General features: G+C 70.8%; 22 protein-coding genes and 1 pseudogene. 12 read left to right on the top strand and 11 right to left on the bottom strand.

The genetic code is table 11. The features are described from left to right. Positions 1-8: 8 nt before the first annotated feature. Entirely contained in the window at positions 9-344 is a 336-nt protein-coding gene (locus ACIRU3_RS02725) for a hypothetical protein (protein ID WP_404050298.1), read from the top strand. Positions 345-371: 27 nt separating this feature from the next. Here ACIRU3_RS02725 and ACIRU3_RS02720 read toward each other — a convergent pair whose 3' ends face one another. The 4 genes from ACIRU3_RS02720 to ACIRU3_RS02705 form a co-directional block, all read right to left on the bottom strand. Further along, the gene (locus tag ACIRU3_RS02720) at positions 372-1,361 is read right to left on the bottom strand and encodes a CorA family divalent cation transporter (RefSeq protein WP_404050295.1); all 990 of its coding nucleotides are present in this window, start codon (positions 1,359-1,361) and stop codon (positions 372-374) included. Between the two features lie 258 nt (positions 1,362-1,619). Further along, positions 1,620-2,177 (bottom strand): hypothetical protein, encoded by a 558-nt coding sequence (locus ACIRU3_RS02715; RefSeq protein ID WP_404050293.1) that lies wholly within the window; start codon positions 2,175-2,177, stop codon positions 1,620-1,622. A gap of 151 nt (positions 2,178-2,328) precedes the next feature. Beyond that, positions 2,329-2,814, bottom strand: a complete 486-nt coding sequence (locus ACIRU3_RS02710; protein ID WP_404050289.1) for a DUF5990 family protein — start codon at positions 2,812-2,814, stop codon at positions 2,329-2,331. A 137-nt stretch (positions 2,815-2,951) separates the two neighbouring features. Then, a complete protein-coding gene (locus tag ACIRU3_RS02705) occupies positions 2,952-3,389 on the bottom strand; it encodes a hypothetical protein (RefSeq protein WP_003974483.1) in 438 nt (145 codons plus the stop codon). Positions 3,390-3,953: 564 nt separating this feature from the next. On the opposite strand from ACIRU3_RS02705, the gene hemL reads away from it, so the two are divergent. From hemL to ACIRU3_RS02665, 8 genes are all read left to right on the top strand, one after another. Beyond that, entirely contained in the window at positions 3,954-5,270 is a 1,317-nt protein-coding gene (gene hemL / locus ACIRU3_RS02700) for a glutamate-1-semialdehyde 2,1-aminomutase (RefSeq protein WP_404050554.1), read from the top strand. A gap of 41 nt (positions 5,271-5,311) precedes the next feature. Continuing rightward, entirely contained in the window at positions 5,312-5,959 is a 648-nt protein-coding gene (locus ACIRU3_RS02695) for a histidine phosphatase family protein (RefSeq protein ID WP_404050552.1), read from the top strand. A 149-nt stretch (positions 5,960-6,108) separates the two neighbouring features. Beyond that, positions 6,109-7,410, top strand: a complete 1,302-nt coding sequence (locus ACIRU3_RS02690; protein WP_404050287.1) for a hypothetical protein — start codon at positions 6,109-6,111, stop codon at positions 7,408-7,410. Positions 7,411-7,501: 91 nt separating this feature from the next. After that, positions 7,502-8,092 carry a TlpA family protein disulfide reductase gene (locus ACIRU3_RS02685; protein ID WP_404050284.1) on the top strand — a complete coding sequence of 197 codons (591 nt, stop codon included), beginning with the start codon at positions 7,502-7,504 and terminating at the stop codon, positions 8,090-8,092. Position 8,093: 1 nt separating this feature from the next. Further along, positions 8,094-8,858 carry a cytochrome c biogenesis CcdA family protein gene (locus tag ACIRU3_RS02680; RefSeq protein WP_404050282.1) on the top strand — a complete coding sequence of 255 codons (765 nt, stop codon included), beginning with the start codon at positions 8,094-8,096 and terminating at the stop codon, positions 8,856-8,858. Positions 8,859-8,861: 3 nt separating this feature from the next. Continuing rightward, positions 8,862-10,577, top strand: a complete 1,716-nt coding sequence (locus ACIRU3_RS02675; protein WP_404050279.1) for a cytochrome c biogenesis protein ResB — start codon at positions 8,862-8,864, stop codon at positions 10,575-10,577. Next, positions 10,574-11,674: a c-type cytochrome biogenesis protein CcsB gene (gene ccsB / locus ACIRU3_RS02670; RefSeq protein ID WP_404050277.1), complete on the top strand. Its 1,101-nt coding sequence runs from the start codon at positions 10,574-10,576 to the stop codon at positions 11,672-11,674. The genes ACIRU3_RS02675 and ccsB overlap by 4 nt, the downstream gene beginning before the upstream one ends. Positions 11,675-11,789: 115 nt before the next feature. Next, positions 11,790-12,197 (top strand): hypothetical protein, encoded by a 408-nt coding sequence (locus ACIRU3_RS02665; RefSeq protein ID WP_404050274.1) that lies wholly within the window; start codon positions 11,790-11,792, stop codon positions 12,195-12,197. Here ACIRU3_RS02665 and ACIRU3_RS02660 read toward each other — a convergent pair. The 5 genes from ACIRU3_RS02660 to ACIRU3_RS02640 form a co-directional block, all read right to left on the bottom strand. Further along, entirely contained in the window at positions 12,194-13,741 is a 1,548-nt protein-coding gene (locus ACIRU3_RS02660) for a hypothetical protein (protein ID WP_404050271.1), read from the bottom strand. The genes ACIRU3_RS02665 and ACIRU3_RS02660 overlap by 4 nt on opposite strands. Further along, complete coding sequence (locus ACIRU3_RS02655) at positions 13,741-15,855, bottom strand: hypothetical protein (RefSeq protein WP_404050269.1); 2,115 nt, start codon at positions 15,853-15,855, stop codon at positions 13,741-13,743. The genes ACIRU3_RS02660 and ACIRU3_RS02655 overlap by 1 nt, the downstream gene beginning before the upstream one ends. A gap of 71 nt (positions 15,856-15,926) precedes the next feature. Further along, positions 15,927-17,321 carry a condensation domain-containing protein gene (locus ACIRU3_RS02650; protein ID WP_404050266.1) on the bottom strand — a complete coding sequence of 465 codons (1,395 nt, stop codon included), beginning with the start codon at positions 17,319-17,321 and terminating at the stop codon, positions 15,927-15,929. A 130-nt stretch (positions 17,322-17,451) separates the two neighbouring features. Next, positions 17,452-18,429, bottom strand: coding sequence for an isopenicillin N synthase family dioxygenase (locus tag ACIRU3_RS02645; RefSeq protein WP_404050263.1), 978 nt, complete (start codon positions 18,427-18,429; stop codon positions 17,452-17,454). Further along, positions 18,422-18,871, bottom strand: a complete 450-nt coding sequence (locus tag ACIRU3_RS02640; protein WP_404050261.1) for a nucleoside deaminase — start codon at positions 18,869-18,871, stop codon at positions 18,422-18,424. Before ACIRU3_RS02640 ends, ACIRU3_RS02645 begins: the two co-directional genes overlap by 8 nt. Positions 18,872-19,003: 132 nt before the next feature. Between ACIRU3_RS02640 and ACIRU3_RS02635 the strand changes: the two genes are divergently transcribed. Beyond that, entirely contained in the window at positions 19,004-19,771 is a 768-nt protein-coding gene (locus ACIRU3_RS02635) for a CDP-alcohol phosphatidyltransferase family protein (RefSeq protein WP_404050258.1), read from the top strand. 6 nt (positions 19,772-19,777) lie between these two features. Here ACIRU3_RS02635 and ACIRU3_RS02630 read toward each other — a convergent pair whose 3' ends face one another. Continuing rightward, entirely contained in the window at positions 19,778-20,380 is a 603-nt protein-coding gene (locus tag ACIRU3_RS02630; RefSeq protein ID WP_404050256.1) for a TetR/AcrR family transcriptional regulator, read from the bottom strand. Between the two features lie 86 nt (positions 20,381-20,466). On the opposite strand from ACIRU3_RS02630, the gene ACIRU3_RS02625 reads away from it, so the two are divergent. Both ACIRU3_RS02625 and ACIRU3_RS02620 read left to right on the top strand, forming a co-directional pair. Further along, positions 20,467-21,222 carry a hypothetical protein gene (locus ACIRU3_RS02625; RefSeq protein WP_404050253.1) on the top strand — a complete coding sequence of 252 codons (756 nt, stop codon included), beginning with the start codon at positions 20,467-20,469 and terminating at the stop codon, positions 21,220-21,222. Positions 21,223-21,245: 23 nt separating this feature from the next. Further along, a pseudogene (locus ACIRU3_RS02620) lies at positions 21,246-23,272 on the top strand (protein kinase). Positions 23,273-23,350: 78 nt separating this feature from the next. On the opposite strand, the gene ACIRU3_RS02615 reads toward ACIRU3_RS02620, so the two are convergent. Continuing rightward, on the bottom strand, positions 23,351-24,325 hold the full coding sequence (locus ACIRU3_RS02615) for a zinc-binding alcohol dehydrogenase family protein (protein ID WP_404050250.1): 975 nt from the start codon (positions 24,323-24,325) through the stop codon (positions 23,351-23,353). Between the last annotated feature and the right edge of the window lie 57 nt (positions 24,326-24,382).

Here is a 24,382-nt window from a genome sequence, read left to right as displayed (position 1 = left end):
GAGGCCCGATGCGTGCTTCACGGCGGCTGGCCGCGCTCACCGGCACAGCGGTGCTCGGCATCGCGCTGACCGCCTGCCAGGATCAGGCGTCCGGCCAGATCGTGGCGCGGAACGATGTCCGGCCGGTGGAGACCATCTCGAACCCGTCGGTCCACGGGTGCCATCGTTTCCGCGAGGGCGTGACCCGCGTCAACAACTACACGCAGAGCAACCTTCTCCTCTACGCGACACCCGACTGCACCGTGCCGCCGGGCGGGGCGAGCATCTACCTGACCATGCAGTCCTCGGACGAGGTGGTCCCGGCCTACGGCCCGTGGCGGAGCTTCTCCATCGCACCCGAATGACGCCTGGGCGCGTCACGGCCGCCGGGCTCACCGTTCCTTCAGGCTCTCGTCCTCACGGAGCCTTCTCCAGATGCGGGTGCGGTGCAGCACGTAGAGGGCGAGGAACAGGACGCCCGCCTGCAGGGCGACGGCGAGCAGCCAGAAGACGGCTCTGCTCTCGATCTCGTCCGTCAGGTAGCTGAAGTTCATCCCGAAGTACCCGGTCAGGAACGACAGCGGGAGGAAGATCGTCGACACGATGGCCAGCCGGTTGATCACGCCGTTCTGCTCGCCCGCCACCAGGGAGGAGTAGCTGGCGAAGGCCCGCCGGGTGGCCTCCTGCAGGGACTCGATGTCGGTGAGCACCAGCCGGGCGGCGTGCTGGAACTCCCGGGCGAGGTGCTGCCGCTCCTCAGGGAAGCTGCGGTTCAGCATCCTGCGGGCGAGGACCTCGTCGGTCGCCTGGAGGTAGGGCAGCAGGAAGTGGTGCAGACGCGCGGCACGCCGCCGCAGCCGGGCCAGACGGTAGACCTGCTCGGGGCGTCGTTGCTCGAACATCGCGTCCTCCAGGTCCTCCACCTCCAGGAGGTCCGCCACCGCGGTACGGCGGAACGTGTCCAGGGCCTCCTGCAGCAGCAGGAACAGCACAGCCACGACGTCGGGCGGGTTCTCCTGTCCCAGCCGTGCGATGAGACCCTCGAGCGGCCTGGCCGGCCCCCGGTGGAGCGTGACCAGGTGCCGCTCCGTCACCAGAACGTGCACATGGGCCACTCGGCCCTCATCGACCACGGGTACGACGAAACCGGCTCTGTCGCCGAGGAATTCGGCCCGCGCCGGCTCACCCGCCCTGCCGAACCAGGGCGGACTCTCGGCCTCCAGACCGAGCAGGCCGACGACCGTAGGTTCCGCAGCCGCCGGCTCGCCGGGCAGTTGGACGTCGGCGAGCAGGAAGTCGGATGTGGCGAGGCGCTCGCGTGCCTCCGACAGGCTCGTACGAGTGGTGATCCCGCCGGGCATCGACACCACCGACACGATCATCGTTGTTCACCGTCGTCCCAGGTCATAGCTCCCACGGTGCGCACACTCCGGCGTCCGCGCTCCCGGACGCACGCAGGCGCATCGACGGGTGCCCCGAACGAGTGAGCGCAGCGGCGGGGCCGACAGCCCGGGCCGCCCTTCCCGCACCGCCGAGGCGACGTCCTCGACCGGGAGCAACTCCCCGAAGCGCTGCCCGAGAAGCACCTCGAGCCGGGCTTCGTCCGCAGCCTCTCCGCATGACGAGGACCGGGCGGGTGTTCAGCAGCCGGTGCCCGCCGGGGTGAACTCCATCCGGGCGTGCTCGTCCGTGCCGAGAGCGTCCCGGTAGGTCACGTCGGTCACCTCGTACCAGACGTCGTCCCTCGTCCTGACGCCGTCCACGTCGTCCAGGCGCACGCACCACTTCTCCGGCCGGACGAGGCGCCGGTACGTTTCCGTGCCGCTGCGGACCTTCTTGCAGTCCCGGTAGTGCTCGGTGCTGTACCAGGTGCGGGTCTTGCGTTTGGTGCCCGTTCCGCTGCTGGACGTGTGCCTGACCCGCCGCGTGCCGGTGGTGCACTTCCTGACCAGGTGCGGGCGGGTGGCCCGGGCGGTCTTCGCGGAGAGGTGGCGGACCGTGTCCCGCAGCCCGGAGACGGTGTCCGTGTCCGTGTTCGCACCCGCGTCCGTGCTCGGCCGGCCGGTCTGGGCGGCGTCGGCGCCGCTCCCGCCGGCGTCGACATACTTCGGGCCCCCGTCGCTCCCGCTGGAGCATGCCCCCAGCCCGCCCAGGAGGATCGCCGTCACTCCGGCCACTATGAGTCTCTTTCCGCGCATGAGCGGTGAGGCTAACCGATCGTTGGCCGAATCCCTTCGGTGGGCCGGTCGTTGGCTGCCGGTGACGCTTGCCTGCCCGTACGGCACGGGAGTCTCTCGCGCGCCGTCAGCAGGTGTCCTCGTGAAGACGGGCTCCAAGCGTCCAAGCGTTCTAGTCGGCGGGTTCCGCGGTCCAGGTGACGGCCGGAGGGACGACGCGGGCGCACAAGGGTCCGCCGCACGCGTCGGTCAGACCGAGACGCCCGAGCAGCAGGCCCGTGCGGGCGGCGGCGTCGAGCACGTCGGTGGGCACGGCGTCGAGCATGAGCTTGGCGCGGCGGAACATCGTGAAGGTGCCGGCGCCGTCGACGGCGCCCCACGACAGATAGATGAAGCGCCCTCCCGGGCGCCCTTGTACGTACGGCCCTCTGACGTCGACGCCGTTCGGCGAGGCCGTGGCGGTGCACTCCAGGGTCCAGGTCGCAAAGGGGGCGTCGCCGGGATGCAGATCGAGGAGCTCGTCCCGGCGATCGCGGCGTTGCACGGCGACATGAATGTCGCGGTACTCCGTCGGGCCGCCGTCGGCGGATGCCCCGGACGCAAAAATGCGGCCGGGCAGCTGGACGGCGTGGATGCGGATGCGCATGGTGGCCATCATGGCGGACCTCCTGGGAGAGCGTCGAAGACGTTTGCTCCCAGAGCCCCTCCCAGAGCCTCGGCACGGGCTTGGCGGATCACACGGCCGGTGTGGTGGCGGTGCATGCAGCCGATGGTCAGACCCGGTAAATCCTCAGGTCAGGGCCAGACCAGGCAATACGGCTGATGCCCCGCCTCATGCAACCGATGCGAAAAATCCTGCCACTCGTGCAGCAACTGGTACACATTGAACGCATCCCGCGGACCACCCCGGTCCGGGACCGTCGACCAGATGAACGCCGCCGCGCCCACCGCTTCCTCGCCGATGCCGCGGAGGGGGTCGACGACCGTCATGGGGAGCTTGACGACCGCGTAGTCGGGGTGCAGGACGACCAGCTCCAGAGGCGGCACCTTGTGCAGGGGTACGCCCTCGATGCCGGTCAGCACCATCGCGGCCATCGTCTCGGGCTTGATCTTGGTGAACATGCCGTTCATGCCCAGCTCGTCGCCGCCGAGTTCCTCGGGGCGCATCGAGATGGGAACGCGGGCCGCGGTCGCGCCGTCCGGCGCGCCGAAGTATTTGTACGTCACCCCCACTCGACCACCATTTCTGCTCCCCGCCCGGAGACGGTCGGCCCGGCGGTCGAGCCGGCTGTCGACCGGCCGGTCCAGATGCTGGTCCAGCGGCCGGTCGAGCTGCCGGTCGTACCGCTCGGGCTCACTCGGTACGCCCTGTGCCTGACGTGCGTCAGTCTGACGTGCTTCTGTCGTTTCCTCCGCGTCGCGCCGGTGCCTTCCCCGCCGGGCACGTCGAGGACCCAGGTCATCAGTCCCCTCGCCCAGTCCGCCACCGCGATGCATATCTCCACCCGACTGCTTTTCTAGGACGCGTGGCCCCCGCCGCGCAACCCGATCATCGTGTCAGTGACCTCCCCCACGGCCGCCCGCCGAAACGTGCGGTGAAACACCAGTCCGCGGGATCTTCAACGGTCTCTGACTACTACGTGCCGCATGAGCTGTGTGTATCAGCTCTCAGTCTCGCAGATGCCACAGTTTCGATCTTGAGGTCGGCCGCTCGCGGACCGAGCCGCGGCCTACCCTGAGGAGGTCATCACGCAACCGGAGTCCGAAAAGGCGGAGAAGTCGCACGTCATGAGTGCCATGAGCGAACTGCCCCATCCCTATGAAGCGCCCGCCTCGCAGGCGCTCTTCGACCGTGCGTCCGTCGTCACGCCGGGCGGCGTGAACTCCCCGGTCCGCGCCTTCCGTGCCGTGGGCGGCACGCCCCGTTTCATGGTCTCCGGCACGGGACCGTACCTGACCGACGCCGACGGGCGGGAGTACGTCGACCTGGTGTGCTCCTGGGGGCCGATGATTCTGGGGCATTCACACCCCGAGGTCATCGCCGCCGTCCAGGAGGCCGTCGCGCGCGGTACCTCCTTCGGCACGCCCGGTGAGGGCGAGGTCGCGCTCGCCGAGGAGATCGTCGCCCGGGTGGAGCCCGTGGAGCAGGTGCGGCTCGTCAGCAGCGGGACCGAGGCCACGATGTCGGCCATCCGGCTCGCTCGTGGGTTCACCCGGCGGTCCAAGGTGATCAAGTTCGCCGGGTGCTACCACGGGCATGTGGACTCGCTGCTCGCGGCTGCGGGGAGCGGGGTCGCGACCTTCGCGCTGCCCGACACTCCCGGTGTCACCGGCGCCCAGGCCGGGGACACGATCGTGCTGCCGTACAACGATCTCGAAGCGGTGCAGGAGGCCTTCCACCGGCACCCGGGCGAGATCGCCTGTGTCATCACGGAAGCCTCGCCCGGCAACATGGGCGTCGTGCCGCCGGCCCCCGGGTTCAATCAGGGGCTCAAGGACGCCTGTCAGAAGAACGGCGCCCTGTTCATTTCCGATGAGGTCATGACGGGCTTCCGGACCAGCCGGGCCGGGTGGTACGGGATCGACGGGGTCAAGCCTGATCTGATGACCTTCGGGAAGGTCATGGGCGGTGGGTTCCCCGCCGCCGCCTTCGGCGGCCGTGCCGATGTCATGGCCCACCTCGCGCCTGCCGGGCCCGTTTACCAGGCCGGCACCCTCTCCGGGAACCCGGTCGCCACCGCCGCCGGGCTCGCCCAGCTGCGGCTGCTCGACGACGCCGCGTACGACAAGGTCGACGCGGTCTCCGAGCAGATCCGGTCGCTCGTCACCGAGGCACTGAGCAAGGAAGGCGTGGCGCACCGGCTGCAGACCGCCTCCAACATGTTCTCGGTGTTCTTCACCGACCGGCAGGTGCGGGACTACGAGGACGCCAAGCGGCAGGAGTCCTTCCGCTTCACCGCCTTCTTCCACTCGCTGCTGTCGAACGGCGTCTATCTGCCGCCGTCGTCCTTCGAGTCCTGGTTCGTGTCCACGGCCCACGACGAACGGGCCATCCAGAAGATCGCCGACGCCCTTCCGGCGGCGGCCCGGGCCGCTGCGGAGGCGACCGCGTGAGCAACAACGGCAGCGAAAAGGACATCACCGTCGTCCACCTCATGCGGCACGGCGAGGTCGCCAACCCGGACGGGATCCTGTATGGGCGACTGCCCGGCTACCACCTGTCCGAGCTGGGCCGGCAGATGGCCGACCGGGTCGCCGAGCACCTCTCCTCGCGCGACGTGACGCATGTGGTCGCCTCCCCGCTGGAGCGCGCGCAGGAGACCGCCACCCCGATCGCCAAGGTGCACGGGCTCGACCTCGCCACCGACGAGCGGCTCATCGAGGCCGACAACGTCTTCCAGGGCAAGACCTTCGGGGTCGGGGACGGCGCGCTGCGCAAGCCCGACAACTGGAAGCACCTCTTCAACCCCTTCAAGCCGTCCTGGGGCGAGCCGTACATCGACCAGGTCGTACGGATGATGGGCGCCCTGCACGCGGCCAAGGACCAGGCCCGCGGGCACGAGGCGGTGCTGGTCAGCCATCAGCTGCCGATCTGGACCGTGCGGTCGTACGTCGAGAAGCGGCGGCTGTGGCACGACCCGCGCAAGCGGCAGTGCACGCTCGCCTCGCTGACGACTTTCACATACCTGGGTGACAGGATCGTCTCCGTCGGCTACACCGAGCCCGCCCTCGACCTGGTTCCGGCTCACCTCCGTGCCGGAGCCAACCCGGCCAAGGGGAAGAGCAAGGCCTTCGGCGCCTGATGCCCGGCAGTTTCTGACGGTCCGTTTGAAGGCGCTTAGCGCACTTTTGTCGGATCCGTTACGAAAAGCATAAGAATGAGCGGAACCTCCCCGATCGTCATGCCCTCTGACTGGGTGACCACAGCAGGCGTGACGAATCGGGGATCTCCATGCGCATCTTCTCCCGGACCCTTTCCCGGAGGGGAATACTCGGCCTCGGCGCGGGCGCGGCGGCCGCCGCCGGACTCGCCGGCTGCGGGTCTCTCAAGTCCTCGGACGGCGGCGGACACGCATCCGGTTCCGGGAACTCGGGCGGAGCGGGCGGCGGGAAGCACGGCGGGAGCTCGGCCCCTCCGGCGCGGCCCATAGGCGACGGCTCCACGTCGTTCACCGGCAAGCAGCCGCACCAGCCGGCCAAGCCCGAGCCGCTGGCGCCCGGCCAGACCCCGCCGCAGTTCGTGATCTTCTCCTGGGACGGCGCCGGTGAGGTGGGCAACGGGCTCTTCCCGCGCTTCCTCGACCTGGCCAAGGAGCACGGCGCGAGCATGACCTTCTTCCTCTCGGGGCTGTATCTGCTGCCCGAGTCGAAGAAGCGGATGTACGAGCCGCCGAACAACCCGCGCGGCGCCTCCGACATCGGCTACCTCAGCGACCCGCACATCAAGGCCACGCTCACCAATGTGCGCCGGGCCTGGCTGGAGGGGCACGAGATCGGCACCCACTTCAACGGGCACTTCTGTGCGGGGACCGGCACGGTCGGCAACTGGACCCCGCAGCAGTGGCGGAGCGAGATCCAGCAGGCCAAGGCGTTCGTGAAGGAGTGGCGGACCAACAGCGGCTGGACCGATCTGCCCTCGCTGCCGTTCGACTACGACAAGGAGCTGGTAGGCGGCCGTACGCCCTGTCTGCTGGGCCAGAACAACCTGCTGCCCACCGCCCGCGAACTGGGCTGGCGCTACGACGCCTCCTCGCCGGGCGGGCGCCAGGTGTGGCCGGTGAAGCGGATGGGGATCTGGGACCTGCCGTTGCAGCAGATACCTTTCCCCGGACATTCCTTCGAGGTCCTGTCCATGGACTACAACATGCTCGCCAACCAGTCGGTCAACTCGACCAAGGCGCCCTCCTACAACTACCCGGGCTGGCGGAAGCAGTCCGCGCAGGCGTACATCCAGGGATTCGAGCGGGCATACAAGACAAACCGGGCACCGTTCTTCGTCGGCAACCACTTCGAGCAGTGGAACGGCGGCATCTACATGGACTCCGTCGAGGAGGCCTTCAAGCACATCGCGCGGGAGAAGGAGAAGGGCGCGGACGTACGCCTCGTCTCCTTCCGGCAGTTCGTGGACTGGATGGACGTCCAGAAGCCGGAGGTGCTGGCCAAGCTGCGCACGCTGGAGGTCGGGCAGGAGCCGTCCGGTGGCTGGAAGGAGTTCCTGCGGGACACCAAGTCGGCGTCCTCGAACGCTGCCTGAAATGTCCGGAGTAAATGCCGCCTGAAATGCGGGTTTCCGCCCGCCAGGGGGGTGCGCGAGATCCGCGGAACAGGCATGCGAAACTTTTCACATGAGTACCCGTAGCCGCGCCGTCCTGCTCGGCGCCGTGGCCGCAGCCGCGGCCCTGACCCTGTCCGCGTGCGGCAACGGCGGCACCTCCGGCGGGGGCGGCAACACCAACTTCGTGACCGGCAACAACGGCATCGACACCGCCCCCCAGGGCAAGCGGGCCACGGCACCCGACCTGTCCGGCCGGACCATCGACGGCAAGGCCCTCGACGTCGCCGACTACAAGGGCAAGGTCGTCGTCATCAACGTCTGGGGCTCCTGGTGCGGGCCGTGCCGGGAGGAGGCCCAGTACTTCGCCAAGGTCTCCAAGGCGTACGAGGGCAAGGGTGTGCAGTTCGTCGGCATCAACACCCGGGACACCAGCACGACCCCCGCGGTCGCCTTCGAGGAGGAGCACGGGATCGGTTACCCGAGCCTGTACGACCCGACGGGCAAGCTGATGCTCCGCTTCAAGAAGGGGACGCTCAACCCGCAGCTGGTCCCCTCCACGCTCGTCATCGACAAGGACGGGAAGGTCGCCGCGCGGGCGCTGGAGGCGCTCGACGACACCGGCCTGGTGAAGATGCTCAAGCCGGTTCTCGCGGAGAAGTGACGTGAGCGCACTCGTCACGCTGGCCGTGGAGAACCAGACCGTGAAGAACGGTGCCCTGCTGGTCGCCCTGCCGATCGCCCTGCTCGGCGGCCTCGTCTCCTTCTTCTCGCCCTGCGTGCTTCCGCTGGTCCCCGGCTACCTCTCCTACGTCACCGGGGTCGCCGGCACCGACCTGGCCGACGCCAGGCGGGGACGGATGGTCGCCGGCGCCTCCCTCTTCGTGCTCGGGTTCAGCGCCGTGTTCATCTCCGGCGGGGCACTGTTCGGCTTCTTCGGCTGGACCCTGCAGGAACACAAGGACGTTCTGTCCACGGTGCTCGGCGTGCTGATGATCGCCATGGGTGTGTTCTTCATGGGCCTGATGCCCTGGTTCACCCAGCGAGAGTTCCGCTTCCACAAGCGGCCGGCGACCGGCCTGGTGGGTGCGCCCATACTCGGTGCCCTGTTCGGCGTCGGCTGGACGCCCTGCATCGGACCGACCCTCGCCTCGGTGAACATCCTTTCCCTGAACGAGTCCAGCGCCGGGCGCGGTGCGGTGCTGATGGTCGCCTACTGTGTCGGCCTCGGCGTGCCCTTCGTGCTCGCCGCGGTCGCCTTCCGCAAGGCGCTCGGTGCCTTCGGCTGGGTCAAGCGCCACTATGTCTGGGTGATGCGCATCGGCGGCACGATGATGATCGTGACCGGTGTGCTGCTGCTGACCGGGGCGTGGGACAGCCTCGTACAGGAGATGCAGGGCTGGTCCGACGGCTTCACTGTGGGGATCTGATCGATGAGCAAGACCGAAACCGACAACGGCCAGGACCAGGAGGACCTGGGGGCGGCCGGCTCCCAGTTGTCCACCGCCCCACAGGAGGAGAGCGCCGGCCTGCCGGGCCTGGGCACCATCGGCTGGGTCCGCTGGTTCTGGCGGCAGCTGACCTCCATGCGGGTCGCGCTGCTGCTGCTCCTGCTGCTCTCGCTCGGCGCCATCCCCGGCTCGCTGATCCCCCAGACCGGCGCCGACGCCACCAAGGTCGACGCGTTCCGCCAGACGCACAAGACGCTCGCGCCGGTCTACGACAAGCTCGGCCTGTTCCACGTCTACAGCTCGGTGTGGTTCTCCGCGATCTACATCCTGCTGTTCGTCTCCCTCATCGGCTGCATCGTCCCGCGCACCTGGCAGTTCGTCGGCCAGCTGCGCGGCCGCCCGCCGGGCGCGCCCAGGCGGCTGGACCGGCTGCCCGCGTACACCACCTGGCGCACCACCGCCGAGCCGGAGCAGGTCCGCGAGGCCGCGCTCGCGCTGCTGAAGAAGCGCCGCTTCCGCGCCCATCTCGCCGATGACGCGGTCGCCGCCGAGAAGGGGTACGTGCGGGAGCTGGGCAACCTGGCCTTCCACATCGCGCTGATCGTGCTGCTGGTCGCCTTCGCCTCGGGCCAGATGTTCAAGTCGGACGGCACCAAGCTGATGGTGGAGGGCGACGGTTTCTCCAACGCGCTGCCGATGTACGACGACTTCAAGTCCGGCAGCATGTTCCAGAACGACGACCTCGCGCCGTTCAGCTTCGACCTGTTGGACTTCAGGGCCACCTACGAGGCCAGCGGCCCCAACCGGGGCACCCCGCGCACCTTCCAGGCGAACATCACCTACAGTGAGGGCGCGTACGGCAAGCAGAAGTCGACCACCGTCAAGGTCAACGAGCCGCTGAAGATCGACGACGCCAAGGTCTACCTGGTCAGCCACGGTTACGCACCCGTCATCACCGTCCGCGACGGCCGAGGCAAGATCGTCTCCCAGGACGCCGTGCCGCTGCTGCCGCTCGACGGCAACATCACCTCGCAGGGCGTGATCAAGGTGATGGACGGCTACCGGGACGGCAAGGGCCACAAGGACCAGCTCGGTGTCCGGGCCTTCTTCCTGCCGAGTTACGGCGGGGGCGCCTCGGTGCTCTCGCAGTTCCCGGCACTGCTGAACCCGGTGCTGAACCTTGAGCCGTACCACGGGGACCTCGGCGTCAACTCGGGGATCCCGCAGAGCGTGTACCAGCTCGACAAGACCCATATGAAGGCGTTCAAGGACTCCAAGGGCCGGCAGCTGAGGGGCAATCTCAAGCCCGGGCAGACCCTGAAGCTGCCGAACGGTGCCGGCTCGATCACCCTGGAGAAGGACATCAAGGAGTGGGCCGGCTTCGAGATCGTCCAGGAGCCGGGCGGCGGCTGGGCGCTCGGCGGTGCCTTCGCCGCGATCTTCGGACTGGCCGCCTCGTTGTTCATCCAGCGCCGCCGAGTATGGGTGCGGGCGGTGCGCGGCGCCGACGGCGTCACGGTCGTCGAGATGGCCGGTCTCGGCCGCAGCGAGTCCGCCAAGGTGCCCGAGGAGCTGGGCGACCTCGCCGGAACCCTCTACGACCAGGCGCCGGGAGCACCCGGCCCCGACGACTCTTCAGCATCCAACGAAGCATCCCCCGACCCCCAAGTCGTACCTGCCGAAGGGGCTGAGAAGTGACTCTCGCCGCCGCAACCGATCTCGCCGTCGCGACCAACGAACACCTGGCGAGCATCAGCAACACGCTGATCTACTCGTCCATGGCCGTCTACACCCTGGCCTTCTTCGCGTACATCGCCGAATGGCTCTTCGGCAGCCGCAGCAAGGTCGCCCGCACGGCCGCCGCGCTCACGACCGACGGTGCGCGGAAGGCGGGGGCTCCTGCCGTCACGGTGAAGCAGGCCGGAGGTACCGCCGTACTGGAGCGGCCCAAGGTCGTCGTGCGCTCCGTGTCCGGCGCCCGGGACGTGCCGGACGGCCCCGGTGCGCACGGCGGCGACGAGCAGGGCGACCTCTACGGACGTATCGCCATCTCCCTGACCGTGCTCGCCTTCCTGGTGGAGCTGGTCGGGGTCGTCACCCGCGCGGCCTCCGTGGAGCGGGCGCCGTGGGGCAACATGTACGAGTTCAACATCACCTTCTCCACGGTCGCGGTCGGGGTGTACCTCGGGCTGCTGGCGCTGAGGAAGAACGTGCGCTGGCTCGGGCTGTTCCTGATCACCACGGTCCTCCTGGACCTCGGTCTCGCCGTCACCGTCCTGTACACCGCCAGCGACCAGCTGGTTCCCGCCCTGCACTCGTACTGGCTGTACATCCACGTCTCCACCGCGATCTTCTGCGGCGCGGTGTTCTACGTCGGCGCGGTCGCCACGATCCTGTACCTGTTCAAGGACTCGTACGAGAACAAGCTGCAGACCGGCGGCAAGCCCGGCAGCTTCGCGACCTCGGTGCTCGAGCGGCTGCCCGCCTCCGCCTCGCTCGACAAGTTCGCCTATCGCGTCAACGCGGCCGTCTTCCCGCTGTGGACGTTCACGATCATCGCGGGCGCGATCTGGGCGGGCGACGCCTGGGGCCGCTACTGGAACTGGGACCCCAAGGAGACCTGGTCCTTCATCACCTGGGTCGCCTACGCCTGCTACCTGCACGCCCGTGCCACGGCCGGCTGGAAGGGCCGCAAGGCCGCCTATCTGGCGATGATCGCCTTCGGCTGCTGGCTGTTCAACTACTACGGCGTCAACATCTTCGTGAGCGGCAAGCACTCCTACGCGGGCGTCTGAGCCGCTTGACCCGCAGGCCGGTTCCTATTGACTCAGGTCACAGGGGCCGGCCTTCGTCGTAGGCGAGCGCCCGTAGCCACGTGCGGAAGCCTGCGGGACGGTTCAGGCTGGTGTCATGAGCGGTTCCATCGAACAGGGCACCAGCCAGACGCACGGGAACACGCACATACTCCACTTCCTGGTGCGGATCCCACGGCACATGGACGAGGTCTGGGCCGCGGTGGCCACCCCCGCGGGCCTCGGGGGATGGTTCACCGCCGCCGACGTCCTCGAACCCCGGCTCGGCGGTGCGGTCACGCTGCGTGACCTGGGCAGCGGTCAGGTGACGGCGTGGGACGTGGACCGGGTGGCGGAGTACACGGTGGAGGGCGGTGGCCGGGTCCGCTTCCACCTGGAGCGGGACGGGGACGCGGCGAGCGTGCTGCGCTTCACCCATGAGTTCCAGGGGGAGCGGGAGTCGGAGGTCGGCTGGCGCTCCCGATTCGAACGACTCATCGAAACCCTGGAACCCTCGCAGCCCTAGGACGGCGGCAGGCACTCCTTGGCCGGTGGCTTCCCCTCCGGCCAGGCGATCTTCACGAACCGTGAGCCGCCCTCGGGTGTCAGCTCCACGATCGGCACGGCCTTGTCGTACGGGTTGCCGTGCACGTCCAGACAGATCCAGCCGCTCGCCCCACTCACCCGCAGCGAGCCCTTGACCTGCGGCCACTGCAGGCCGACGTCCGCGAGCGCCGGGACGTTCCGCCCGTCCGGAACGGCCTCGCGGATGCCGTGCACCGCCAGCTGCAGGGCGTCGTAGCCGATGATCAGCTGGCCGTCGTCCAGGGCGGCCGGGCCGATCGGCCCGGCCGGCTTGCGCTCGGCCGCCGACAGCAGCCGCTGCAGCGCCGCGAAGTCCGCCGCCGAGCCGCCCGTCTTCGCGGGGTCCTTCGTCCAGGCGTCCGGGTGGGCGAGGGAGGTGTAGCGGACGGACAGGTTGTGGCGCAGGGCGTCGCGGTCCAGATCGCCCTCGTGGGTCAGGTACGAGGCCTCGTCGCCGGTCAGCACCGTGAACTTGCGGTCCTGGCAGCCGCGCCCGCCCAGCGCGTTGATGAACTGCCGCAGCTGCGTGTGCCGTCCCGCGAACAGGATCGTGTCCGTGCCCCGGGTGGTGTCGCACACCAGGTGCGTGATCTGCCGGAAGGTGTTCGCGGTCGTGCCCTCCTTGCTGCGGTCGGCGGGCGGGGTGAACGGCTGCGGCTCGTACGGCGAGCCCTTGATCAGCGCCGCGAACGACTCCTGCAGCGTCCGGGTGTACGGGTCGCCCGGCTTGTCGTACACCAGTAGCGCCTTGCCCGAACTCACCTTGGCGAAGGAGGCCAGCGCACGGGCCTCGTCGGTGTTGGTCGGCGACACCCGGGCAAGACCGGGGTAGGGGTCCTTGCCGCCCTGACCGTTGGCCAGGTCGTCGGCGGTGATCGAGGAGCCGACCACCGGGATCCCGCGCCGGGCCAGCGCCGTGACGGCCTTCTTGTTGTTGTCGGTGCTCTGCCCGATGCCCGCCACGGCCCGCAGCCGGTCCGTGCCCTTCGCCATCCGGGTCAGCCGGTCCACCGTCTGCTGCCAGTGGGCGCCGGTCGCGCCCGGGTTGGCCAGCACCAGCCGGATCGCGGGCGCCTCCCCGTTGGAGTCGTGGTTGGCGTGGTACTGCGCCAGGTAGGCGCCCTGCAGCTGATGCTGTATGTCGTTGAGGTTGGTCGCCGAGGTGGAGCTGTACGGGAGCAGCAGTGCCACCGTCACGTAACCGCCTGGCTTGAGGCGGTCGTTCTCCCGTGCGATCGCCCGTACGACGTCCCGGAGCTGGGCGTGCCCGAAGTCGTACGAGCCCGTCGCCACGCCCACGCACTCGTCACTGTCCGGCGGCCGCGACACCCCGGCCGCACAGGAGCGGTCCTGGTGCGTGAGCGTCCGGACCGCGAACACCAGCCCGGTCACCAGGGCCGCCGTGACCAGCAGGGCCAGATAGCGGCGCAGCGGGATCTCCCACACGCTCTCGCGCATCCATGTGCCCACGCCTCTGCGCGCCATCACGCCTCCCCGCTCCGGTCGTCCGGGCCGTCGTCCGCATCGCCGGGGTCGCCGGGGTCGCCGGGGTCGTCGGGGTCGTCCATGGGGCGCCCGGCGAGCGCCGCCGCCGGCCAGTCCCGGGACGCCCGCCACAGCAGCGCGTTGCCCGCGGGCCGCAGGTTGGACAGCTGCTCCAGCTCGAAGCGGAGCCGGTCGCACACCTTCGGGTCGGGCAGCGCCAGCGGGTCGGCCAGCTGCCACACCGCGTGCAGCAACCGCCTTGTCCGCAGATGCAGTACGGCGTCCGCGTCAGGTGGCGGCTCCTGCGCGGCGTCCGTGCGGCCGAGCGCGATCGCGGCCCGCCGGTCGCCGGTGAAGTCGCGGCCCTCGGCGTCGTGCGCGTGGAAGTAGGGCGCGGACGCGACGAAGCGCAGGGTGCGCAGCCACGCTCGGGTGTCCAGGGTGGGAAAGGTGTCGCGCAGGTGGGTGATCGCCGACTCCGTGCCGCCCAGGGCCAGTTCGTGATGGAGCCGGTAACGGGCGTGCTCGGGCTCCGTGTAGTGCGCGATCAGCGTCTCGTGCGCCGTACGCCACGACGCGTGGTCGGCGTCCCGCAGGTGCAGCCTCAGCAGCAACAGGGTGCGGACGAAGGGATCGCCGACGAACTGGCCCGGCACGGTCGGCAGCCCCTCCTCGGCCAGCCGGTTCTGCAGGGCCCGTACGTCCGCCGGGCCGAAGGTGTCCGGGAGCAGGGCCGCGGCCAGCGCGCAGGCCGAGTCGTGGTCGTGGGCCGCGGCCAGCACGGTCAGCTCGTCCAGCTGCTCGGCGGGCACCAGCCGGTCCAGCAGTGCCCGATGGGCGGGCACCGCGGGCTGGTCCGCGCCGGGCCGTACGTCCGCCGTGAGCAGCTCGCCCAGCGAGGACGCCCCGGGCAGGTTCTGCGCGGCGGACTCGGCGAGCAGGACGATGCCCAGCGGATTGCCGCCGGTCAACCGGTGCGTCGCATGCGGGAGCTGGGGCGGCACCGGGGTGTCGTCGCAGACGGCGCCGATGATGTGCAGGGTGTCGTCCGGGCTCAGCGCGGGCAGCGCGACGAGCAGCGCCCGCGAGGAGGGGGCCGCGTCCGGCGCCCAGTCGCTGCGCCGGGCCACCTCGGGCAGCTCCCGCCGCACCGCGTTGCGCAGCTCCTCCCGGCCCTCGCCGCGCCGGGCCGCCACGAACGCCACCTGGTCCGCGATGCCCTCGGCACGGTCGCGCAGCACGGCCTCCACGAGCCCGGGGCCGGGCGCGGTCTGTGCGTTGTCGATCAGGACCAGGGGCCGGCCGAGCCGCTGCATCCGCGGCAGCACCCCCGCGTACGCCTCCGTCAGGTCGGCCAGCAGCGCCCGCACCAGATACCGCTCGGCGTGCTCCCGGGAGGTGCCGCCCGCCCGGAAGTGGCCCGCCAGCAGCATGAGCCCGCGCTGGGCGTGCCCGCCCGCGTTGGGGTACGTCCGGTACCAGACCGAGGCCTTCTGGTGCCGACGGCTGGTGAAGCCCTCGGCGACGGACTCCAGGGTCGCCTCGATCGCGCCGGACAGCAGCGGCCCGGTGCCGGTGGCCGCGGCGACCACCTTGGCCGCCACCTTCCCGGCCCAGCGTCCGGCCAGCCCGCTGATCCAGGAGCCGCTCTCGTTCAGCAGCAGGATCCGCTCGACCTCCCGGCGGATCCGCTCCGAGTCGGCATCGCCCCAGCCGCTCGCGGCCACCGCCACCAGGCCCGACATCAGCCGCGGAAAGGTGATCCGCCCGGCGCCCGTCACCGGCGCCGCCAGCTGCTCGGCGATCACCAGCAGCGCCTGCGCCACGGGCGACCACGACTCGGCGGGCCGCTCCGCGGGCGGCCCCGTGAACTGCTCCTCCGCGCAGTCGATCAACGCGACCGGCGTGTGGCCCTTGTAGGCGCCCCGTAACTCGTCGAGTACTGCGCTCTTGCCCAGACCGCGGGCACCGCTGAGCACCACGAAGGGCAGCTCGCCCGGGTGCTCGAACGGATGACTGCGGTGTTGGTGGGGGCGCAGGCCCACGAGCCGGGGAGCGAGACCGGCCGGATCGACGTCGAACAGCGCTCCGCGCCCGTGCAACCGTCTGTGCACCGCATTCCCCCCTCAACAGCAGTGTAGAAAGGGGAAGTTGCTCCGGACCAGGGTCAGTGATGTCCGTTGGGTTACGAAATTGCCGCCGTGACCAGATCTCTCAGCCGCTCGACGTAGAGCCGCATGTTCTTGGCCGCCACGTCGGTGTCCGGGTAGCGGCTGGCCAGCCACAGGCCGTCGTGCAGCCGGGAGACCCACACGCACACCTGGTCGCCGTACGACACCCGCAGCAGCCCGTACGCCTTCAGCTCGGCCCACCGGTCGGCGCCGGGGATGCCACGGGCGTCGAGGAAGGAGACGATCGAGTACAGGTCGGGGGAGGTCGGCCGGAAGTCCGCGCCCAGCAGGCTCAGCACCCGGGCCAGCGGCATCCGGGACAGGGACCGGCTGGCCTGAAGTTCGCCCCGCACGACCCGCAGGGTGCCCGGCAGGTCGGAGGTGCCGGACACCGGTACCTCGATCGGGGCGCCGCCGACGAACCAGCCCACCGAGTCGCTCCACCGGGACTTCACCCGGGTGTGGAACGGCACCACCGTCCGGTACACGGACTGCCCGCCGAGTTCGTGCGCGATCAGGCCGGTGGCCGCCAGCATGCCGACCAGACTGCCGCCGTAGGACCGGCAGTACGCCTCGAACGCGGCGGCCGTGTCCGCGTCGACGAGCGGTTCGCAGATCATCTTCTGCCGCGGCAGCGGACCGCCGGGCTCCAGGCCGAGGTCGACGGGGAAACCCGGCAGCGTTCCGCCGCCCCGGCGGATGAACTCCCGCCAGCGGGAGACGATTTCATGACTGCCGTCGATGCGGTCGGCGTCCGCCCGCTCGACCTCGCAGAAGTCGACGTAACTGGCGGGCGGTGTGCGGATTCCGGGTCCGCGCTCCTCCAGGCCCGCCGAGTACAGCTCGTGGATCTCGGCCGGGATGCCGTGCACGGAGTAGGCGTCCACATTGCTGTGGTCGAAGGCCATGTACACACTGGTCGAGTCGTCCCGGACGACCGCCGTGTAGATGAGGTTCGGCCAGCGCAGGGCGTCCGCGACGGCGTCGAAGCGGTCCTGGAGGTGCCCGGCCAGGGCGCCGGCGTCGCCGAAGTCGCCGACCGTCTCCCGGTGCAGGGACACGTCGCCGGCGCCCAGCGTGAACCGGCGCAGCTCGTCGTCCGAGCCGCCCGCCCAGCGGAAGCCGCTGCGCAGCGTCTCGTGCCGTACCGTCCAGGCCCGCAGGGCGTCCTGGAGCACGTCGAGGTCGATACGGCCCGGGATGTCGAAGGCCGTGCCGAGCCAGGTCGGCACGAACAGCCCCCCGTCCCGTACGCATTTGGCCGTCCTGATGTGCGACTCCTGGATGTAGGCCGGCGGCCGGGAGTCCTCCGGCAGTCCCGTCGCCGCCGCGACGGTGGCCGGACTCAGCGTCCACTCGACGAGCCGGCCCGGCCGGACCTCGCAGCGCTGGATGTCAGTGATTCGCACGCGTCTCCGATCGCAGAAAGAGGGCCCCTGACTGTGGGCCCCCTTCAAGGCAAATGCCGTGGGACGCGACCGGGACATGCCCACCCGGGGCATTTCAACGGAACGGGTGGCGGGCCGAACGCGGAAATGACTAACGGACGGTGATCGAGTCCAGCTTCGCGCGCAGGTACACATGCGAGTCGACGGGCGGATACGCCACCCGGCCCACCGGCGCCGGTACGGATTCCACCAGCGTGCCCGGGGTGCACTCGCCGAAGTACACGAGGGACATCAGCTCCTCGCCGGGGGCGTCGGCGGGCGGCGGCAGCACCCGGTGCCGCCCCGAGCGCCACCGGTCGCCGGTCCAACGGGCCATCAGATCGCCGATGTTGACCGTGAAGGCCGCCGGGTCGTAGGGCGCGTCCTCCCACCCGACGCCTCCGGCCACGGGGTCCGTGTACACCTGCAGGCCGCCCTTGCCCGCCTGCCGGTCCAGGATGGTGACGGTCCCGAAGTCGGTGTGCGGCCCGATCCGGAACTGCCCGGGCTCGGGCTCGCCGAGGACGTCGGTGCCCGGGTACCAGTTGATGTTGAAGCCGTACGTCGGATGGTCCATGTGCCGGGAGAAGAAGTCGGGATCGAGTCCCAGGGCGTACCCCAGCAGCGACAGCAGCACCTTCTCCAGGTCGGCCATCCGCGCGAGGTACTCCTCGCACAGCCCCTGGAGCTCGGGGGTCTCGGCCGGCCACACGTTGGGCGCGTACCACTCGGCGTTGACGACCGGGTCCTCGAACGGCTCGTGCGTGGCGAAGGTCAGCGACTCCTTCAGGTCGGGCGGGGTCTCGGTGCCCTCCGCGTACGCGTTGGCCTCGGCGCGGGGACCCAGCCAGCCGCGCCCGCCGACCTTCGCCTCGTAGGCCTGCTTCGCCTCGACGGGCAGCACGAAGAACCGCCGCGCGGCCGCCCGCACGGCACCGCGCAGCCCGGGATCCACCCCGTGCCCGGTGACCAGCAGGAAGCCGGCGGTCTGGAGGGCCTGGTCGACGGTACGGGCGAGGGCCGCACGGGCCTCGGTGCCGCCGTCGAGCCAGGGCCGGAGGTCGATGGTCGGAATACGGGGTTCAGTCACCGATGTCCTCGTTCCACAGAGCCGGGTTGTTCGTGACGAAGTCGCGCATCAGCCCGACGCACCCGGGGTCGTCCAGGAGGACGATCTCCACGCCGTGGCCGGCGAGCCAGTCGTGGCCGCCGTGGAAGGTGGCGGCCTCGCCGATCACCACGCGGGAGATGCCGAACTGGCGGACCAGGCCGCTGCAGTACCAGCAGGGCGAGAGGGTGGTCACCATGGTCGTGCCGCGGTAGCTGCGCTGCCGTCCGGCCGCCCGGAACGCGGCCGTCTCCGCGTGCATGGAGGGGTCGTCGTCCTGGACGCGGCGGTTGCGGCCGCGGCCGAGCAGGGTGCCGTCCGGGGCGTAGAGGGCGGCGCCGATCGGGATGCCGCCCTCGGCGAGCCCGGCGCGGGCCTCGGCGACGGCGGTGGCGAGCCAGGCGCGGGCCTGTTCCTGGTCCATGCGTTCACTCTCCAGCACCGGACAGACCGGGGCAACGTGCCGCTGCCCCGTGCGGTGGCCGCTCCCTCCGGCCGAGGGCCCGAACTGCCTCTGTACCCTGGCCCGATCACATCACGCGGGAGGGAAACGCCCATGGTCGCTGCCCCGGTTCTGGAGGAGCTGCGGGAGGTCTGCCAGCCGTACGCCAAGCTGGCCAGCCGCAACGGGGAGCACTGGGCGGGCCGGCTGTACATGCGCAGGGTCTCGCTGCGGTTCACCCGCCAGCTGGTGCGCACTCCGGTCACCCCCGACCAGCTGACCTGGACCATGGTGGCGTGCGGGATCGCCTCCGGGGCGGCCCTGCTCGTCCCCGGCCTCACGGGGGCCGTGCTCGCCGTCGTCCTCATGCAGCTGTTCCTGCTCTTCGACTGCGTGGACGGCGAGGTCGCCCGCTGGAAGGGGCAGAACAGCGCGACGGGCATCTACGTGGACCGGCTCGGGGCCTATCTGGCGGACGCTGCGCTGATGGCCGGGATCGGGTTCCGGGCGGCGGAGAACGGCCTGGGGGGCTGGCTCTCGCTGGGCCTTGCCGCCGCGCTCGGGGTGGTCCTGCTGAAGGCCTCGACCGACCTGGTCGACGTGGCCCGGGCCCGGCGCGGGTTCGGGGTGGCCGACGACGAGTCGACCCGGCCGCGCTCGCAGGGCGTGGCCACCGTGCGGCGGCTGGCGGCGGCCTTCAAGATCCACCGGGTGACCAACGGCATCGAGGCGTCCCTGGTGCTGCTGGCGGCGGCGGCCGGGGACACGGTCACGGGCGGGGTGGAGGTGACCCGCTGGGCACTGGTCGGGCTGGCCGCGATCAGCTGGGTGATGGTCCCGGCCCACCTGCTGTCGATCCTGTCGTCGTCCAGGCTGCGCTGAGGCGGTTCAGGCCGGCTCGGCCGCGACGGCGCGCCAGATGCGGTCGGGCAGGACCAGCGCGGCCTCGTCGAGGTCGACGTCGTCGAGGCCGGAGAGCCAGCGGCGGGCCACCCCGATGACCGGTCCGAGGACCAGCGACTCGATCAACGGCGTCGGCAGCGGGGCGAGTTCGCCGGCGTCGACGTATGCCTGTGCCCACTGCGCGAGGGGCGACAGACGGGCCTCCTGGGCGTCGCGCAGCCGCTTGCCGTCGGTCATGCCCTGGCGGTCGGCGTACGAGGAGTGCAGAAGCAGGGCCGCCTCCCGGTGCTCCTGGACGAAGGCCAGATAGGCGCCGACCAGGGCCCGGATGCCGGTGCGCGCGGTCCGGGTGCCCCGCAGGGACGTGACCAGCTCGCCCAGCAGCCGCTCCAGCCAGCGCATCAGCAGGGCGTTCATCAGGCCGTCGATGCTGCCGAAGTGGTGGTAGAGGCTGCCCAGACTCACCCCGCTCGCCCTGGTGACGGCGCTGACCGTCAGGCCCTGGTCGCCCGACTCTGCGTACACGCGCAGGGCGGCGTCCAGGAGGTGCTCGACGGTGGCTTCGCCCCGCTGCTGTTTGCGGCTCATTCTGGAATGCTTTTCTAGAAAGGTATTTTAGAACAGTGGGCTGGTGCACCACACTGGTGCACCATCCTCACACTCAGGAGCCGCCGGTGTCGTCGTCCGAGATCCCTGTTTCCCTCACCCCGCAGCAGGCCGCGTCCGGAACGGTCCTCCGGCTGCCGCCGTCGGCGGGCGTGCCGCCGGTGCGCATCCCGCCCGTGAGGGACGGCGACCTGGTACGGCTCCGGGCCGGCGACCGCGAGGTGCTGTTAAGGATCCGGGTCACCACCGCCGCGGCCGGGGGCGGCAAGAAGCAGGGTCTCGCCTGCCTGGGCGTGCTCGGTGTCGTCGCCGCGGTCGTGCTGCTGCTGGTCCTGACCGACCGCGGCGGTGACAGTCCGTCCGACGACTCCGCGGACGGCTCCTCGTCGTACACCTCGTCGGCGCCGGCCACCGACGACCCGTACTCGTCGGACCCGTACACCACGGCTCCCACCACCGGCGATCCGTACGGGACGGGCGACCCGACGAGCGATCCGTACGGGACGGGCGATCCGTACGGCGGCAGTGATCCCTACGGCGGTGCGAGCGAGGAGCCGAGTCCGTTCACCTCCGGCACCTGCCTCAACGGAACCCTGCCCGACTCCACGACCGCACAGGAGGTCAGCGGGGTCGACGAGGTGTCCTGCTCGGCGTCCGACGCGCACTACAAGGTCATCGAGACCATCCCGCTCACGTCGGACATGAGCCGCTGCAGGAGCAACTCCCGGACGCAGTACGCCTTCTCGTACCGCTACACCCTCAACGGCGCGGCCGTGAACGAGTACGTGTACTGCCTGGTGGGCCTCGGTTCCTACGCGCGCTGAAGCAGGTTCCGGGACGTCATGCGATCCACAGGGGGAGAACGGTGAACGGGGAACACAACGGGGTCGAGCCGCTGGAGGACGACGACCCGCGGCGGATCGGTCCGATCCCGCTGGTCGGGCGGCTCGGGGCCGGCGGCATGGGGCGGGTCTATCTCGGTGTGCACGAGGGCCGCTACGCCGCCGTCAAACAGGTGCTGCCCTCCGTCGCCGGCGAGGACAAGGACTTTGTCCGGCGCTTCGGGCATGAGCTGGACAATCTCGCCCGGCTGCCTGCCGGGGCCACCGTGCCGCTGCTCGCCGGTGACCGCGAGGCCCGGCCTCCGTGGTTCGCCACCGCGTACGTGCCCGGGCTGACCCTGCTCGAGGCCGTCGAGACGCACGGCGGGCCGCTGCCGCCCCAGGCGCTGTGGCTGCTGCTGCGGGAGGCCGCGGCGGGGCTGGCGGCCGTGCACGAGCTGGACATGGTGCACCGGGACGTCAAGCCGTCGAACGTCATGATCACCCTTGAGGGTGTCACTCTCATCGACTTCGGCGTGGCCCGGGCCGCCGAGCAGAGCCGGCTGACCCGGACCGGCATGGTGGTGGGCACCCCCGCCTACATGTCCCCCGAACAGGCCTCGGGTGCACGGCGGTTGACCGGCGCGGTGGATGTGTTCGCGCTGGGCTCGGTGGTCGCGTACGCGGGATGCGGGCGGCCGCCCTTCGGGGACGAGTCCGGGCACGGCGTGCTGTACCGATCGTGCACGAGCAGCCCGACCTGCAACGGCTGCGCGAGGCCGACCCGGAACTGGCCGCCGTCGTCGCGTCCTGTCTGGACAAGGACCCCGAGGGCCGGCCCGGCGCCGCCGAACTCCTCGGACTCGCCGCCGGCCGGGGCCCGTCCGAGCCCCCGCTGTGGCCCTGTTCCCTCACGGAACGGCTGACCGGGCGGGCGGCGTTCGCGGCGGCGGTGCCGGAGGCGACGGTGGTGGAGGAGCCGGAACCGGAACGACCGCAAGGACCGCAAGGACCGCAAGGACCGCAAGGACCGGAAGGACCGGCGGGACCGGAAGAGCCGGAACGGGAAGAGCCGGAACCGGCCACGGGCCCCGGGCCGAAGGGCGAACCGAAGGACGAGTCGGAGCCCGAGGTGGTCGTGCGCCCTTCCGAGGTGCGGCGACAGGGCGAGCGGCCGCGCGAACGACGCCGGCCCCGCATCCTGCTCGCGGTCGTACCGGCCGTGGTCGTCGGTACGGCCACACTGGCCTTCCAGCTCCTGCCGTATGCGGACGACTCCGGCCGGAACGGCGCCGCAGGCACCCCCGAGGCCACCGTCTCGGCATCGGCCGACCCCGCGCCCGGGCAGTCAGCCGCGAGTCCGTCCGGCCGCAAGAAGCCGGACGGAAAGGGCTCGGCCTCTCCCTCGGACAAGAAGAAGCCGGACAAGGGAGGTCGGGGCGGCGACAAGGAGGGCTCGGGCGGCTCGGGGGGCTCCGGCGCATCGGGCGGTTCGGGCTCGTCGAGCGGCGGAAGCAGCGCCGGCGGCGCCGCCGGTTCCGGCTCCGGCTCCGGTTCCGGCGGCGGCTCCGGCAGCTCCGGCGGATCCTCCGGCGGCTCTTCGTCCGGCGGCTCCTCCTCGGACGGCTCGTCCGGAGGTTCCTCCTCGGGCGGCTCCTCCTCCGGCGGGACCTCCACCACCAGTCCCGGCTCGGACACCTTCAGGCTCAAGAACGGTGAGAACGGCAAGTGCCTGATCCAGGTCTACGGCTCCACGGGCCTCGGCGACTGTTCGGCCTCGTCCGCCGTGTGGACCTTCCGCAGTGCCGCCGGAGGCAGCCTCAAGGTCGTCAACGTGTCGACCGGCTCATGTCTGAGTGCCAACGGCAACGGCCAGGCCGTCTTCGTCGGCGACTGCGCGCAGAGCAGCAGCGCCCGTCTGTGGAAGACGGGTTCCGGCAACTCCCTGCGCACCGTCTACGACGGCGGCTGCCTCGACCTCGCCTTCGGCGGCGGTGTGGCCGAGGCGACCTGTCAGTCGGGGGCGGCCTCCCAGAACTGGGGCAGGGTGTGACGGCTCACGGGTCCGTCCCTCGGCTCGGCCCCGGCAGCATGACCGGGGCGGCGAGGTGAGCGGGACGGGCGCGGACGCCTACGCCCCCACCCGCAGCAACAGCTTCCCCGTGCTCGTCCGGGCCCCCATCAGACGGTGTGCCTCCGCCGCGTCCTCCAGAGCGAACTCGGCGGTCACCGGCAGGGACACCGTGCCGTCGAGCGCCTTGGCGAAGGCCTGTTCGGACAGGCGGCGCAGCTCGGCCGGGGCCGTCTTCGCGAGGCTCAGGACGGAGAACCCGGCGACCGAGACACCGAGGGGGTACAGCTCGGGCTGGCCCACGGACCACGGCTCGGCCGAGCTCGCGTTGCCGAAGGAGACCAGGCGGCCGAAGGGGGCGAGCGAGGCGAGGCCGGCGCGCAGGGTGTCGCCGCCGACGGGGTCCAGGACGAGGTCGACGCCCCGGCCGCCGGTGGCCTGCCGTACCGGGTCCTGGAAGGCGCCGACGAACACCTCGTCGTAGCCGTGCGCCTTGGCGTGGGCCGTCTTCGCCGCCGAGGACACCACGCCGTACACCGCCCCGGCGCCCGCCGCCCGCGCCAGCCGGCCGGCCACCGTGCCGACTCCGCCCGCCGCTCCCTGGACCAGGACGGTCTCGCCCGGCTGGAGCCTGCCGACCGAGTGGATCAGGGCGTATGCGGTGGGCAGGACCGTCGGGAGCGTGGCGGCCGTGCGCAGGTCCATGCCCGCAGGGAGCGAGAGGACGGTGGCCGGGTCCGCCACGACCACCTCCGCGTAGGCCCCGCCCTCCGTCAGCGCCGCCACCTCCTGGCCGACGGCCAGGCCGGTGACGCCGGCGCCGAGGGCCCGGACCCGGCCGGAGACCTCCAGACCGGGGACGTACGGCAGCTCCGGCACCCGGTAGCCCTCCGAGCGGGCCTTCAGGTCGGCGAAGTTCACGCCCGTGTAGGCCACGTCGATGCTCACCTTGCCTGGACCGGGCTCGGGCACCTCGGCCGTCACCGCCCTCAGCACCTCGGGACCGCCGTACTGCTGGAACTCGATCGCGCGCATGCCGCACCCCTGGGCTCGGGAAAGTGTTCAATGAAAAGCGAACACTCATGAGTGTAT

Origin of the sequence: Streptomyces sp. NPDC101151 (genome assembly GCF_044768335.1) — a bacterium.
Lineage (GTDB): Bacteria > Actinomycetota > Actinomycetes > Streptomycetales > Streptomycetaceae > Streptomyces.
The sequence above is the reverse complement of the archived record's forward strand: the minus strand, read 5'-3'. Positions and strand labels throughout refer to the sequence as shown.